This is a genomic window from Streptomyces sp. MK7 (genome assembly GCF_032658145.1).
GTDB classification, from domain to species: Bacteria; Actinomycetota; Actinomycetes; order Streptomycetales; family Streptomycetaceae; genus Streptomyces; species Streptomyces spiralis.
On the sequence record NZ_JAVACL010000026.1, the window covers coordinates 88,294 to 101,363 of the forward strand.

At 72.0% G+C, this 13,070-nt stretch carries 11 protein-coding genes; 4 read left to right on the forward strand and 7 right to left on the reverse strand.

The features are described from left to right. Positions 1-21: 21 nt before the first annotated feature. Together R2S09_RS25725 and R2S09_RS25730 are read right to left on the reverse strand one after the other, a co-directional pair. Positions 22-501, reverse strand: coding sequence for a macro domain-containing protein (locus tag R2S09_RS25725; RefSeq protein ID WP_316743502.1), 480 nt, complete (start codon positions 499-501; stop codon positions 22-24). A 42-nt stretch (positions 502-543) separates the two neighbouring features. Next, positions 544-2,010 carry an amino acid permease gene (locus tag R2S09_RS25730; RefSeq protein ID WP_306192170.1) on the reverse strand — a complete coding sequence of 489 codons (1,467 nt, stop codon included), beginning with the start codon at positions 2,008-2,010 and terminating at the stop codon, positions 544-546. A 220-nt stretch (positions 2,011-2,230) separates the two neighbouring features. Between R2S09_RS25730 and R2S09_RS25735 the strand changes: the two genes are divergently transcribed. Continuing rightward, positions 2,231-2,995, forward strand: coding sequence for a MerR family transcriptional regulator (locus R2S09_RS25735; protein ID WP_316743504.1), 765 nt, complete (start codon positions 2,231-2,233; stop codon positions 2,993-2,995). 9 nt (positions 2,996-3,004) lie between these two features. On the opposite strand, the gene R2S09_RS25740 is transcribed toward R2S09_RS25735, so the two are convergent. Genes R2S09_RS25740 through R2S09_RS25750 form a run of 3 tightly spaced genes read right to left on the reverse strand, consistent with a single transcriptional unit; the run spans position 3,005 to position 7,613 of the window. Then, positions 3,005-5,185: a 3-hydroxyacyl-CoA dehydrogenase NAD-binding domain-containing protein gene (locus R2S09_RS25740; protein WP_316743506.1), complete on the reverse strand. Its 2,181-nt coding sequence runs from the start codon at positions 5,183-5,185 to the stop codon at positions 3,005-3,007. Between the two features lie 44 nt (positions 5,186-5,229). Continuing rightward, the gene (locus tag R2S09_RS25745) at positions 5,230-6,444 is read right to left on the reverse strand and encodes an acetyl-CoA C-acetyltransferase (protein WP_030169164.1); all 1,215 of its coding nucleotides are present in this window, start codon (positions 6,442-6,444) and stop codon (positions 5,230-5,232) included. Between the two features lie 11 nt (positions 6,445-6,455). Next, on the reverse strand, positions 6,456-7,613 hold the full coding sequence (locus tag R2S09_RS25750) for a CaiB/BaiF CoA-transferase family protein (protein WP_316743508.1): 1,158 nt from the start codon (positions 7,611-7,613) through the stop codon (positions 6,456-6,458). Positions 7,614-7,860: 247 nt separating this feature from the next. Here R2S09_RS25750 and R2S09_RS25755 point away from each other — a divergent pair, with 247 nt between their 5' ends. Further along, on the forward strand, positions 7,861-9,039 hold the full coding sequence (locus R2S09_RS25755) for a saccharopine dehydrogenase NADP-binding domain-containing protein (RefSeq protein ID WP_316743510.1): 1,179 nt from the start codon (positions 7,861-7,863) through the stop codon (positions 9,037-9,039). Positions 9,040-9,078: 39 nt separating this feature from the next. Here the strand turns inward: R2S09_RS25755 and R2S09_RS25760 are convergent, their stop codons facing one another. Beyond that, entirely contained in the window at positions 9,079-9,801 is a 723-nt protein-coding gene (locus R2S09_RS25760; protein WP_399144651.1) for an endonuclease V, read from the reverse strand. Between the two features lie 59 nt (positions 9,802-9,860). Continuing rightward, the gene (locus R2S09_RS25765; protein WP_306192164.1) at positions 9,861-10,154 is read right to left on the reverse strand and encodes a plasmid stabilization protein; all 294 of its coding nucleotides are present in this window, start codon (positions 10,152-10,154) and stop codon (positions 9,861-9,863) included. A 433-nt stretch (positions 10,155-10,587) separates the two neighbouring features. Between R2S09_RS25765 and R2S09_RS25770 the strand changes: the two genes are divergently transcribed. After that, positions 10,588-11,004 (forward strand): SsgA family sporulation/cell division regulator, encoded by a 417-nt coding sequence (locus R2S09_RS25770; RefSeq protein ID WP_306192163.1) that lies wholly within the window; start codon positions 10,588-10,590, stop codon positions 11,002-11,004. A 381-nt stretch (positions 11,005-11,385) separates the two neighbouring features. After that, positions 11,386-13,011: an ABC-F family ATP-binding cassette domain-containing protein gene (locus tag R2S09_RS25775; protein WP_316743513.1), complete on the forward strand. Its 1,626-nt coding sequence runs from the start codon at positions 11,386-11,388 to the stop codon at positions 13,009-13,011. Positions 13,012-13,070: the final 59 nt, after the last annotated feature.

Sequence of the window (13,070 nt, forward strand, 5' to 3'; positions counted from 1 at the left end):
TCACGCCTCGGGCGGTCCGGTTCAGCCGTCGTGGTCGTACACCGTGACCGCGATCCCCCGCCGCACCAGCCGCTGCACGATCAGCGGCTCGACCCGCTCCCAGCTGCCTCCGGCGAGCCCGCAGCCTATGCGGGGCATGTGCACCGAGGCCTCGAGCTCGACGGCCCGGTCCGGGAGCCGGTCCAGCGCCGCATCGATCGCCGCGTACCGCACGGGCACGCCCTGGCTGCCTCTGCGTATCCCGCGCCGGCCGATCATGTTGGCCACCCACAGGTACCGGTCGACGGGGACGACCTGGACGGCGCCCAGGCCGAAGTCGTTGCTCGCGCGGTCGCGGTGCCAGGCCCGGTAGGCCGCCTCCGGCTCGGGCCGGCGCCGGGAGAGGGCCAGGACGAAGCCCTTCCCCCAGCCCCCGATGTCGTTGCAGACATGGGCGATCACCTTGACGCCCTTGGCCGACGGCGCGGTGGCGTCACCTCGGATGTAGGAGATCTCCGACATGACGCCACCGTACGGGCTGCCACTGACAGTGGCGGTGAGCTGCTACTTCGTGAGCTGGGACAGTTCCTGGTCCGTCTGCTGGTCGACCCGGCGGCGGACGCCGAACCAGCCGGCGACCAGCAGGAGGGCGACCACGGGGATGAGCAGGAGGGTCTTGCGGCCCACCTCGGGGTCGTTCCACATCAGGCCCAGGCAGGCCAGGAGGAAGGCGATCGTGACGATCTCGGTGACCGGGCTGCCCGGGAGGCGGAAGTGCGGCCGGGTGGCCAGGCCCGCCTTGGCGCGACGGACGAAGATCAGGTGGCAGATCATGATGATCACCCAGGTGCTGACGATGCCGAGGGAGGCGACGTTCAGCACGATCTCGAAGGCCTGGCTGGGCATCAGGTAGTTCAGGCCGACACCGAGCACGCAGATCGCGCAGGTCAGCAGGATGCCGCCGTAGGGGACCTGGTTGCGGCTCATCACCCGGGTGAACTTCGGCGCGGAACCCGCCACGGCCATGGAGCGCAGGATGCGGCCGGTGGAGTACAGGCCGGAGTTCAGCGACGACATGGCGGCGGTGAGGACCACGAGGTTCATCACGTCGCCCGCCCCGGAGACGCCGATCTTCGACAGCACCGTCACGAAGGGGCTCTCGTCGGCCGAGTACACCGAGCCGGGCAGCAGCAGGGCCAGGAGCACGACCGAGCCGACGTAGAACAGGCCCACGCGCCACATGATCGAGTTCACCGCGCGCGGGACGACCTTCTCCGGCTCGGCGGTCTCGCCGGCGGCGACACCGACCAGCTCCAGCGCGGCGTACGCGAAGATCACGCCCTGCATGACGATCACGACCGGCATCACGCCGTGCGGCAGGATCCCGCCGTGGTCGTTGATCACGCTCAGGCCGGGGGTCCGGCCGTCCACCGGGTGCTGCGTGGCCAGCAGGAAGATGCCGACCAGCATGAAGGCGACCAGGGTGGCCACCTTGACGATCGCGAACCAGAACTCCATCTCGCCGAAGATCTTCACCGAGATCAGGTTCACGGCGACCACGACGGCGAGTGCGACCAGCGCCAGCACCCACTGCGGGACGGGTGTGAACAGGCTCCAGTAGTGCGTGTACAGCGCGATCGCGGTGATGTCGGCGATACCGGTCGTCGACCAGTTCAGGAAGTACATCCAGCCGGCGACGTAGGCGCCCTTCTCGCCGAGGAACTCGCGCGCGTACGACACGAAGGATCCGGAGGAGGGCCGGTACAGGACCAGCTCGCCCAGGGCCCGGACCACGAAGAACGCGAAGACGCCGCACACCAGGTAGGCCAGTGCCAGCGCCGGGCCCGCGCTGTGCAGGCGGCCGCCGGCGCCCAGGAAGAGTCCGGTGCCGATCGCTCCGCCGATGGCGATCATGTTGACGTGGCGGTGCTTGAGGTCCTTGCTGTATCCGGCGTCGCCCGCGTCGGCGGGCATCGCGGCCGCCTGGGGATGGTCGGCGACCTGGGCCGTGTGCACGGCGTCCTTGCTCAAGGGTGGTTCCACTCTCTGGTGCGCCGGGCGGGGTGTGCCCGGTCGTCCGTACAAGTCGCGGCCCGCACCACCCGTGACGCGGTACAGACCAGCACGGCACCTTTCCAGGGAGATCGGCCGTCATGCGATGGCGTACGTCACAGAGCGGGACTTCTCACACGACCCACGCAGATCGGTCACCGTCTTTCACACCATTGGTGCGACAGCGATACTGCTGCACATGACGACGACGGACAGCGACGAGCCGGCCCTCACGATCGACGAGCTGGCCGCGCGGGCCGGCGTCACCGTGCGCACGGTCCGCTTCTACAGCAGCCGCGGTCTGCTGCCGCCGCCCGTGATCGGTCCGCGCCGGGTGGGCCGCTACGGCGGGGACCACCTGGCGCGCCTGGCGCTGATCGAGGAGATGCAGCACCAGGGCATGACACTCGCCGCGATCGAGCGCCATCTGCGGCAGCTGCCGCCGGACCTCAGCCCGCACGACCTGGCCGTGCACCGCGCGGTCGTCGCCTCCTGGGCGCCGGAGAGCGTTGAGACGGTGTCCCGCCGCGAGCTCGGACGCCGGGCCGGGCGGCCGCTGTCCGACGAGGACGTGGAGCGGCTCGCGGCGATGAACGTGGTCGTTCGGGAGGGGGAGGACGCGTTCCGCGTCGACGCGGGGCTGTTCCGGCTCGGGGTGGAGCTTCTGGACGTCCCGCTGTCCCAGGAGACGATCCTCGCCGCGCGCACGGCGCTGACCGGCCACGCGCGCGCCGCCGCCCGCGAGCTGTCGGGGCTGCTGCGCGACGCGGTCGCCGAGCGTGACACCCGGGATGTGAAGTCCCTGTCGGCCCATATGCACCCGTTGGTGGTGCAGGCCCTGCTGACCACCTTCCAGCGGTCGCTGAGGGAGGAGCTGCGGGAGTGGGTGGGCTCTGCGGAGACAGGGACGGAGGCGGACGGCGCGTCGCGGGACGGGACCTCCCGGGGCGCGTCGTCCGCCTGAGCGCGGGCCTCAGCTCGCGTCGGTGAAGGTCTCCCCCTTCTCCGCCTTGGCCACCAGCAGGGCGGGCGGGGTGAACCGCTCGCCGTAGCGCTCGGCGAGCTCCCGTGCGCGGGCCACGAAACCGGGCAGCCCGCCGTCGTAGCCGTTGATGTACTGCAGCACGCCGCCGGTCCAGCCGGGGAAGCCGATGCCGAAGACCGAGCCGATGTTGGCGTCGGCGACGGAGGTCAGCACCCCCTCCTCCAGGAGCCTGACGGTGTCGAGCGCCTCGGCGAAGAGCATGCGCTCCTGCATGTCCCGGAACGGGATCTCGTACCCCGGCCTGGAGAAGTGCTCGCGCAGGCCCGGCCACAGCCCGGCCCGCTTGCCGTTCTCGTCGTAGTCGTAGAAGCCCGCGCCGCCGCTGCGGCCGGTGCGCCCGAACTCGTCGATCATGCGGTCGATGACCGCCTCCGCCGGATGCGCGGGCCAGGTGCCGCCCGCCTCCTCGACGGCGCGCCTGGACTCGTTGCGGATCTTGCGGGGCAGGGTGAGCGTCAGCTCGTCCATCAGGGAGAGCACCTTGGCCGGGTAGCCCGCCTGGGCCGCGGCCTGCTCCACCGACGCGGGCTCGATGCCCTCGCCGACCATCGCCACGCCTTCGTTGATGAAGTGGCCGATCACCCGGGAGGTGAAGAACCCGCGCGAGTCGTTGACCACGATCGGGGTCTTCTTGATCTGCCGGACCAGGTCGAAGGCGCGCGCCAGCGCCTTCTCGCCGGTGCGCTCGCCCTTGATGATCTCCACCAGCGGCATCTTGTCGACGGGCGAGAAGAAGTGCAGCCCGATGAAGTCGGCCTGGCGCTGGACGCCCTCGGCGAGCGCGGTGATGGGCAGGGTGGAGGTGTTGGAGCACAGCAGCGCGTCCGGCGCGACGACGGCCTCGATCTCCTGGAACACCTTGTGCTTGAGGGCCGGGTCCTCGAAGACGGCCTCGATCACCGCGTCGCAGCCGGCGAGGTCGGCGACCTCGGCGGTGGGCGTGATGCGGGCGAGCAGCGCGTCCGCCTTGTCCTGCGTCGTACGGCCCCTGGCGACGGCCTTGGCGCACAGCTTCTCGGAGTAGCCCTTGCCGCGGACGGCGGCCTCCAGGGAGACGTCCTTCAGGACGACCTCCATGCCGCCGTGGGCGCAGGCGTAGGCGATCCCCGCGCCCATCATCCCGGCGCCGAGGACGGCCACCTTGCGGACCTGGCGGGGCTCGACGCCCTGGGGCCGGTTGGCGCCGGAGTTGACGGCCTGGAGGTCGAAGAAGAACGCCTGGATCATGTTCTTCGAGATCTGCCCGGCGGCCAGCTCCACGAAGTAGCGGGCCTCGATGACCTGGGCGGTCTCGAAGTCGACCTGGGCGCCCTCGACGGCGGCGGCGAGGATGTTGCGCGGCGCCGGGTAGGGGGCGCCGTTCGTCTGCTTGCGCAGGTTGGCCGGGAAGGCGGGCAGGTTGGCGGCGAACTTGGGGTTCGCCGGGGTGCCGCCGGGGATCTTGTAGCCGGGGCGGTCCCAGGGCTGCTGCGACTCGGGGTGGGCGTCGATGAAGGCGCGGGCCTTGGCGAGCAGTTCCCCGGGGGTCTCGGCCACCTCGTGGACGAGGCCGTTCTCCTGGGCGCGGCGGGCGTTGTACTGGGTGCCCTGGAGGAGCACCTTCAGCAGGGCGTCGGTGATGCCCAGCAGCCGTACGGTACGGACCACTCCGCCGCCGCCGGGGAGCAGGCCCAGGGTCACCTCGGGGCAGCCGATCTTCGTGCCGGGGGTGTCGAGTGCGATCCGGTGGTGGCAGGCGAGGGCCAGTTCGTAGCCGCCGCCGAGGGCGGCGCCGTTGATGGCCGCGACGACCGGCTTGCCGAGGGTCTCGATGCGGCGCAGGTTCCGCTTGATGGCGAGACCGCCGTCGAACAGGTCCTGGGCGGTCTCGGGCGTGACCCGGATCAGGTCGCGCAGGTCGCCGCCGGCGAAGAAGGTCTTCTTGGCGGAGGTGAGGATGACGCCGCGGATCGAGTCCTTCTCCGTCTCCAGCCGGTCGGTGACCGCGGCGAGGGAGTCGCGGAACGCCTGGTTCATGGTGTTCGCGGACTGGTGGGGGTCGTCGAGGACGAGGGTGACGACGCCGGTGTCGTCCTGTTCCCAGCGGATGGTGGTGGGCTCAGTGCTCATGGAAGGTGCTCCGTGATGGTCCGTGGTGATCCGTTGGGAGGGGGTCAGACGCGCTCGACGATCGTGGCGATGCCCATGCCGCCGCCCACGCAGAGCGTGGCGAGGCCGTAGCGCTTGTCCTGGCGCTCCAGTTCGTCGACGAGGGTGCCGAGGATCATCGCGCCGGTGGCGCCGAGCGGGTGGCCCATGGCGATGGCGCCGCCGTTGACGTTGACCTTGTCCAGGGACAGGCCCATGTCCTTCACGAAACGCAGCACGACCGCCGCGAACGCCTCGTTGATCTCGACGAGGTCGATGTCGTCGATGGTCAGGCCGGCCTTGGCGAGCGCCTTGCGGGTGGCGGGGGCGGGCCCGGTGAGCATGATGGTGGGCTCGGAGCCGGAGACGGCGGCGGAGACGATCCGCGCGCGCGGGGTGAGGCCGTAGCGCTCGCCGACCTCCTTGGAGCCGATGGCGGCGAGGGAGGCGCCGTCCACGATGCCGGAGGAGTTGCCGGCGTGGTGGACGTGGTCGATCTTCTCGACCCAGTGGTACTTCTGCAGGGCGACGGCGTCGAAGCCGCCCAGGTCGCCGATGTCCGCGAAGGACGGCTTCAGCTTGGCGAGGGAGTCGGCGGTGGTGCCGGGGCGCAGGTGCTCGTCGTGGTCGAGGACGACCAGGCCGTTGCGGTCCCTGACGGGGACGACCGAGCGGTCGAAGCGGCCCTCCTTCCAGGCGGTGGCCGCGCGCTCCTGGGACAGGGCGGCGTACTCGTCGACGTCGCGCCGGGTGAACCCCTCGATGGTCGCGATCAGGTCGGCGCCGATGCCCTGGGGCACGAAGTTGACGGCGAGGTTGGTCATCGGGTCGTTGAACCAGGCGCCGCCGTCGGAGGCCATGGGCACCCGCGACATCGACTCGACGCCGCCGGCGAGGACCAGGTCCTCCCAGCCGGAACGCACCTTGGCGGCGGCCAGGTTGACGGCCTCCAGGCCCGAGGCGCAGAAGCGGTTCTCCTGCACGCCGGCCACCGTGTCGGGCAGTCCGGCGGCGACGGCGGCGATGCGCGCGATGTCGGAGCCCTGGTCGCCCACGGGGCCGACGACGCCGAGGACGATGTCGTCGACGGCGGCCGGGTCCAGGCCGGGGAAGCGGTCGCGGATCTCGTGGATGAGGCCGACGACCAGGTCGATGGGCTTCGTGCCGTGCAGGGAGCCGCCTGCCTTGCCGCGCCCGCGCGGGGTGCGGATCGCGTCGTACACGTACGCTTCGGTGGTCACGGGCAAGCCTTTCAGCGAGGGTTCTCGGTGCGGTGAGGTCGGGGGGCGAGGACCGGCAGGTTCCAGTCGCGGGCCACGTCCGCCGTGTCGGCGCCCGGCCGGGCGGGGCCGGTGCGGACGGCGGTGGGGGTGGCGGAGAAGCGGGGCGCGGGGGCGGGCTGGGTGAGGCCGGCGTGCTCGGTGAACGTGGCGCGGGCGGCGAGGTGCGGGTGGCGCGGGGCCTCGCGCAGCGACAGCACGGGGGCCACGCAGGCGTCGGAGCCCTCGAAGACGGTGGTCCACTCATTGCGGGTGCGGGATCTGAAGCGGTCGGCGACCGCCTTGCGCAGTTCCTCCCACCGGGTGATGTCGCCGTGCGCCCCGGCGAGGTCCGCCAGGCCGAGGAGGCGGAGGAACTCGTCGTAGAACCGCTGTTCCAGCGCCCCGACCGCCATGTGTCCGCCGTCGGAGGTCTCGTACGTGCCGTAGTACGGGCAGCCGCCGTCCAGGAGGTTGGAGCCGCGGCGGTCCTGCCAGCCGCCGGCGGCGAGCATGCCGTGGATCATCGTGGACAGGTGGGCGGCGCCGTCCACGATGGCGGCGTCCACCACCTGGCCCGTGCCGGTCGCGCGGGCGTGGTGCAGGGCGGCGAGGACGCCGATGACGAGGTACAGGGAACCGCCCGCGTAGTCGCCGAGGAGGTTGACGGGCACGGCCGGGGGCCCGTCCGCCTCGCCGATCATGCCGAGGGTGCCGGTGACGGCGATGTAGGCGATGTCGTGTCCCGCGCGCGGGGCGAGCGGTCCGTCCTGGCCCCAGCCGGTCATCCGGCCGTAGACGAGCCGGGGGTTGCGGGCGTGGCAGTCCTCGGGGCCGACGCCGAGGCGTTCGGCGACGCCGGGGCGGTAGCCCTCGATGAGGACGTCCGCGCGGGCGGCGAGGTCGAGGACGCGGGCGGGGCCGTCCGGCGACTTCAGGTCGACGATCACCGAGCGCTTGTTGCGGTTGGTGAGGTCGTGGGCGGGGTCGATGCCGAGTCCGGCGCCGCCGGGGCGGTCCACCCGCACCACGTCGGCTCCCAGGTCGGCCAGCAGCATCGCGGCGAACGGTCCGGGGCCGATGCCGGCCAGCTCGACCACGCGCACGCCGGTGAGCGGTCCGTGCCGCCCTGGTGCCTGTGCCGTTGCCATCGAGCCCCCTTGCCGCGACCGACGTGACACAACTGATGTCACACCGACGATGCTAAGAACGTGTTCCACCGCGCACAAGCCCTGAACGAGCAAGCGCTTAGCCGAGCCATGGCGAGATGTACCCGGTACGGCGGTGGCCGTACCGCTCATCACCCCTCGCCGTCGGGTTCCGCCGTCCTTCACGCTAGCCTCGGCCACCGACAGCGGCGCGGGCATGTGGGCTGCGGGAGCGACAACGAGGGGTGTCATGAGCAGGCTGAAAAGGTCGGAGCGTCCGTACGACATCGTGCTCTTCGGAGCCACGGGCTTCGTGGGGACGCTCACCGCGGAGTACCTCGCCGCCCACGCCCCCGAAGGGCTGCGCTGGGCGATCGCCGGCCGCAGCGAGCAGAGGCTTCGGCAGCTGCGCGAACGGCTTCCCGGCGGTGCGTCCGTCGGGGTGCTGCGGGCGGACGTGGCCGAACCGGACTCCCTGCGGGAACTGGCCCGGCAGTCGCGCGTGGTGGCCACCACCGTGGGTCCCTATGTGACGTACGGGGAGGAACTGGTCGCCTCCTGCGCGGACAGCGGCACGGACTACCTGGACCTGACCGGCGAGCCCGAGTTCGTCGACCTGGTGTACGTCCGGCACGACACGCGCGCGCGGGAGACCGGATCGCGTCTGGTGCACGCGTGCGGGTTCGACTCGGTGCCGCACGACCTGGGCGTGTACTTCACCGTGCAGCAGCTGCCGGAGGGCGTGCCGCTCGCGGTGGACGGGTATGTGCGGGCGGACGCGGCCTTCTCGGGCGGGACGTTCGCCTCGGCGCTCAACCAGTTCGCGCGTCCGCTGCGGATGCGGGCGGCGGCCCGGGACCGCGCACGCCACGAGCCGCGGCTGATGGGGCGGCGGGCGTCCGCGCCGGTGGGCGCGCCGCGGTTCGCCGGGGAGATCGGCGCGTGGGCGCTGCCACTGCCGACCATCGACCCGCAGATCGTGGTGCGCTCCGCGCGGGCGCTGGAACGGTACGGCCCGGACTTCCGCTACCGCCACTACGCGGCCGTACGGCACCTGCCGGTCGCGCTGGGCGGCGTCGCGGCTGTCGGCACGCTCGCGGCGGCGGCCCAACTGCCGCCCGCCCGCCGCTGGCTGTCCGGCCGGCTCAGGCCCGGCGAGGGGCCGAGCGCTCAGAAGCGGGCCCGGAGCTGGTTCTCCTTGCGCTTCGTCGGCGAGGGAGGCGGCAGGCGGGTGTTCACCGAGGTCGCGGGCGGCGACCCCGGGTACGACGAGACGGCGAAGATGTTCGCCGAGGCGGCGCTGTCCCTCGCCTTCGACGACCTGCCGCACACGGCCGGCCAGGTGACCACGGCGGTGGCCATGGGCAACGCGCTCATCGACCGCCTGCGCGCGGCCGGCATCACCTTCCGCACGGCGGCGAGCCGTTAGCGCGGCGCCCCATGTCCCGGCCCCGGCGCGAGACACCTGCTATGCGCGCGCCGTGGCCTCCCTCAGGGCCCGGCGGCACAGTGCGTCGGCCCTGCGGGTCGTCTCCGGCAGGCGGTAGGCCGGGGTGAGGGCGAGGGTGTGGGCGCAGGCGTTGTCCAGGGTCACCCCGTGGCCCACGGAGACGAAGACCGGCTTCACCCCGTCCCGGGTGCGAAGGGCGCGGCCGACCTCGTCGGAGCCGGCCAGGAGCGGGGAGGCACTGCCACGCGGGGTTCCGGGGTCGTCGTAGGTGAAGGTGAAGGGGTTCTTGGCGACGCCGATCGTCGGCAGTCCGGTGAGCACGCCGAGGTGGCAGGCCAGGCCGAAGCGGCGGGGGTGGGCGAGCCCGTAGCCGTCGCAGACGACCAGGCCGGGCGGGCTGTCCAGGGCGTCGAGCGCGGCGAGCACCGTGGGGATCTCCCGGAAGGCGAGCAGCCCGGGCACGTAGGGGAAGGAGATCCGGCCGACGGCGGTGGCCCCGGCGACGACCCGCAGTGTGGCCGCCTCCAGCACGACGGCCGCCGCCGCGACGACGTCCCGCTCGTCGTCGTAGGCGACGTCGACGCCCGTGACGTGCCCCACGCCGGGCTCCGGCCCCCGCTCGTCCAGCACCACGCGGGCGCGCAACTCGTCCTGCACGGCGCGAGCCTGCTCCTCGGTCACGGGCCAGCCGGCGGGAATGCCTGCGGTCGTCGTCATGGTGCCGACGAGGGTACGGCGCATCGTGTCCGCCGGGGACGCCGGGGCGGGGCGGGGTCGGCCCGCCCCGCCCCGGGCGCGGGTCAGCTCTTGCCCAGGGCCTGCCGCAGCTGCTGCTTGTTCATGTCCGAGCGGCCGTGGATGTTGCGCCGCTTGGCCTCCTCGTAGAGCTGGTCGTAGGTGGGGCCCTCGGAGCCCCGGCCGGAGCGCTGTCCGGACCGGCTCGAGGTCTTGGACTCGCCCGAGCGGGCGCGCTCCTTGTTCACCGTGCGCCCGGCGATCTCCTTGGCACGGCCTGCGCTCTCCCCCCGGTCCTGAGCGCTCTCCTTGATGTGCTCGTACTGGCGCTCCCGTTTGGAACTGGAACCGCGTGGCATGCCGTTCACTTCCTCTCTGTCAAGGAACGGATACCCGCATCCTGAAACAGTTCGTCATTTCAGGCGATATCCACTCCTCCAGTCGAGCGACCCGTCCCCTGCCGCCGGATGCCCGGCACCCACGGACCCCGGGCGGTCGACGCCGTCGTACGCGCCCGCGCCGACCGCAGGAGCGCCGGACCGTGGACCACGGCCTCAACTCCCGCGCCGCGCACGGCCGGAGCGCCGTGCCGCCGGTCCACCGGACAGACACCGCTCGTGACTTCTGTGAATGAACGCGGTGACAGAGGTCACTCGCACTTCGTGTGCACGGATCAGCTGGTTCCGACGTCTCTCCCAGTGCACGGCCTCGTCCGTGCGGACGTCCGTCCAGCCGTCCGATGTGATCGTCCTGTGTGATCGTGATCGTCATATGCCACAAGGGAGCAAGGCGTTGTCCACCGTCATCGAGCAGACCGTCGAGGCGCGTCTGGTCGCCGCCGCACCGCGGATGCCCAGCATTCCCGCCACACTCCACTACGACCGGCGCGACCCGTTCGCCGTCCGCATGACCTTCCCGGCCCCGGCCACCCTCGAGGGCGTGGAGGTCTGCTGGACCTTCGCGCGCGACCTGCTCGCGGCCGGCCAGCACGAGCCCGAGGGCCACGGTGACGTACGCGTGCGGCCGTACGGCTACGACCGGACCGTCCTGGAGTTCCACGCGCCGGAGGGCACCGCCGTGGTGCATGTGCGCAGCGAGCAGATACGGCGGTTCCTGCGCGCCACGAGCGAGCTGGTGCCGGTGGGCCTGGAGCACCTCCAGCTCGACCTGGACCGCGACCTGGTGGAGCTGATGCGCGACGCCTGCTGACGTCCGGCCCGCAACGGGTTCCCGGCCCCGGAGCGGGCTCGTCGGACCCGGACCGGGCCTCTCGGATGTTCGCGCCGGTGGGTGCCCGGCGCGGCCCGGTATTACGTTGACAGCCGTCTCACGCTCTCGTACGGTGTACAGCGGTCCTGTTGCCGTCGATTGGAGAAGGACGTTGCTCGTCTGAGGTCCTGAGACACCGCGTCACACCGAACAGGTGTGTGCGTCGCGTGCGACCTCGGCGTCCGAGCCGTCCTCCGGGAATCCGGCCAGGGCTTTTCTCATGCCCCGTGGGCCCTCCCCCCCCATACGGTGATCTTCGCCTTGCGGTGTCTCGACACGCGTTTGCCCCCTCACCGCACCCACAGCAACCGCGAGGCGCCCATGTCCGCATCCATCACCTGCACCTCCCTGTCCTTCGCCTGGCCCGACGGCACCACCGTCTTCAGCGGCCTCGACATCGCCTTCGGCCCCGGCCGGACCGGGCTCGTCGGCGTCAACGGGTCCGGCAAGTCCACCCTGCTCAAGCTGATCGCCGGTGAGCTCGCGCCGTCCGACGGCACCGTGCGGGTCACCGGCGAGGTCGGCTGCCTGCCGCAGAACGTCACGCTCGACACCGCGCTCCGCGTCGACGAGGCGCTCGGCATCGCCGCGCAGCGGGCCGCGCTGCACGCCATCGAGGCCGGCGACGCGGCCGAGGAGCACTTCGAGACCGTCGGCGACGACTGGGACGTGGAAGAACGCGCCCTGGCCACGCTCGGCGAGCTCGGACTCGGCCACATCGACCTGGACCGCACCATCGGCGAGGTGTCGGGCGGCGAGTCGGTGCTGCTGCGCCTGGCCGCGCTGCTGCTGCGCCGCCCCGACGTCCTGCTGCTGGACGAACCGACCAACAACCTCGACCTGTACGCGCGCCGGCGGCTGTACGCGGCCGTCGCCGCCTGGCCCGGGGTGATGGTCGTGGTCAGCCACGACCGCGAACTGCTGGAGCTGGTCGACCAGATCGCCGATCTGCGCTCCGGTGGGGTCACCTGGTACGGCGGCAACTTCTCGGCGTACGAGGAGGTCCTCGCGATCGAGCAGGAGGCCGCCGAGCGGATGGTGCGGGTCGCCGAGGCCGATCTGCGCAAGCAGAAGCGCGAGCTGGCCGACGCACAGGTCAAGCTGGCCCGCCGCAAGCGGTACGGCCAGAAGATGTGGGACAGCAAACGCGAACCGAAGATCGTCATGGGGGCCCGCAAACGCGCGGCCCAGGAGTCCGCGGGCAAGCACCGCATCATGCACGAGGAGCGGCTCGCCGAGGCCCGGGAACGGTTCGACGAGGCGGTGGAGGCGGTACGGGACGACGACGAGATCCGCGTCGACCTTCCCTACACGGCCGTGCCGCCGGGCCGTACCGTCCTCACCCTCCAGGACCTCCGGCTGGCCTACGGCGCGCGCGTGGACGGCGGTCTCGACCTGCGCGGTCCGGAGCGCGTCGCGCTGATCGGGCGCAACGGCGCGGGCAAGACGACCCTGCTGCGCACGATCGCCGGGGAGCTGGTGCCGGAGTCGGGCACGGTGGCCGCGCACGTCCCGATGCGGTTCCTGCCGCAGCGCCTGGACGTCCTCGACGGCGAGCTGAGCGTCGCGGAGAACGTGGCCCGGTTCGCGCCGGAAGCCACCAACAACCGGGTCCGGGCCCGCCTCGCCCGCTTCCTGTTCCGGGGCGCCCGGGCCGACCAGAAGGCGGCGACACTGTCCGGCGGCGAACGCTTCCGGGCCGCGCTGGCGGCGCTGATGCTGGCCGAGCCCGCGCCGCAGCTGCTGATGCTCGACGAGCCGACGAACAACCTCGACATGGCGAGCGTGCGGCAGCTGACGACCGCCCTGGAGTCCTACGAGGGCGCGCTGATCGTGGCCAGCCACGACCTGCCGTTCCTGGAGTCGATCCGCATCACACGCTGGCTGCTGCTGGAGGAGGGAGAGCTGACGGAGACCGACCGGGAGGCCGTCGGGGACCCGGCGTAGGGAGCGTCTCGTCGATCGGGCCGGATCAGGCACCAGGCGCCGCGAGCCCGGCATGATCG

Excerpts from the sequence above, each read along its gene's own strand:
- R2S09_RS25725 (WP_316743502.1), bottom strand. The coding sequence starts at position 501 with ATGTCGGAGATCTCCTACATCCGAGGTGACGCCACCGCGCCGTCGGCC.
- R2S09_RS25735 (WP_316743504.1), top strand. The coding sequence starts at position 2,231 with ATGACGACGACGGACAGCGACGAGCCGGCCCTCACGATCGACGAGCTG.
- R2S09_RS25740 (WP_316743506.1), bottom strand. The coding sequence starts at position 5,185 with ATGAGCACTGAGCCCACCACCATCCGCTGGGAACAGGACGACACCGGC.
- R2S09_RS25750 (WP_316743508.1), bottom strand. The coding sequence starts at position 7,613 with ATGGCAACGGCACAGGCACCAGGGCGGCACGGACCGCTCACCGGCGTG.
- R2S09_RS25755 (WP_316743510.1), top strand. The coding sequence starts at position 7,861 with ATGAGCAGGCTGAAAAGGTCGGAGCGTCCGTACGACATCGTGCTCTTC.
- R2S09_RS25760 (WP_399144651.1), bottom strand. The coding sequence starts at position 9,801 with ATGCGCCGTACCCTCGTCGGCACCATGACGACGACCGCAGGCATTCCC.
- R2S09_RS25765 (WP_306192164.1), bottom strand. The coding sequence starts at position 10,154 with ATGCCACGCGGTTCCAGTTCCAAACGGGAGCGCCAGTACGAGCACATC.
- R2S09_RS25775 (WP_316743513.1), top strand. The coding sequence starts at position 11,386 with ATGTCCGCATCCATCACCTGCACCTCCCTGTCCTTCGCCTGGCCCGAC.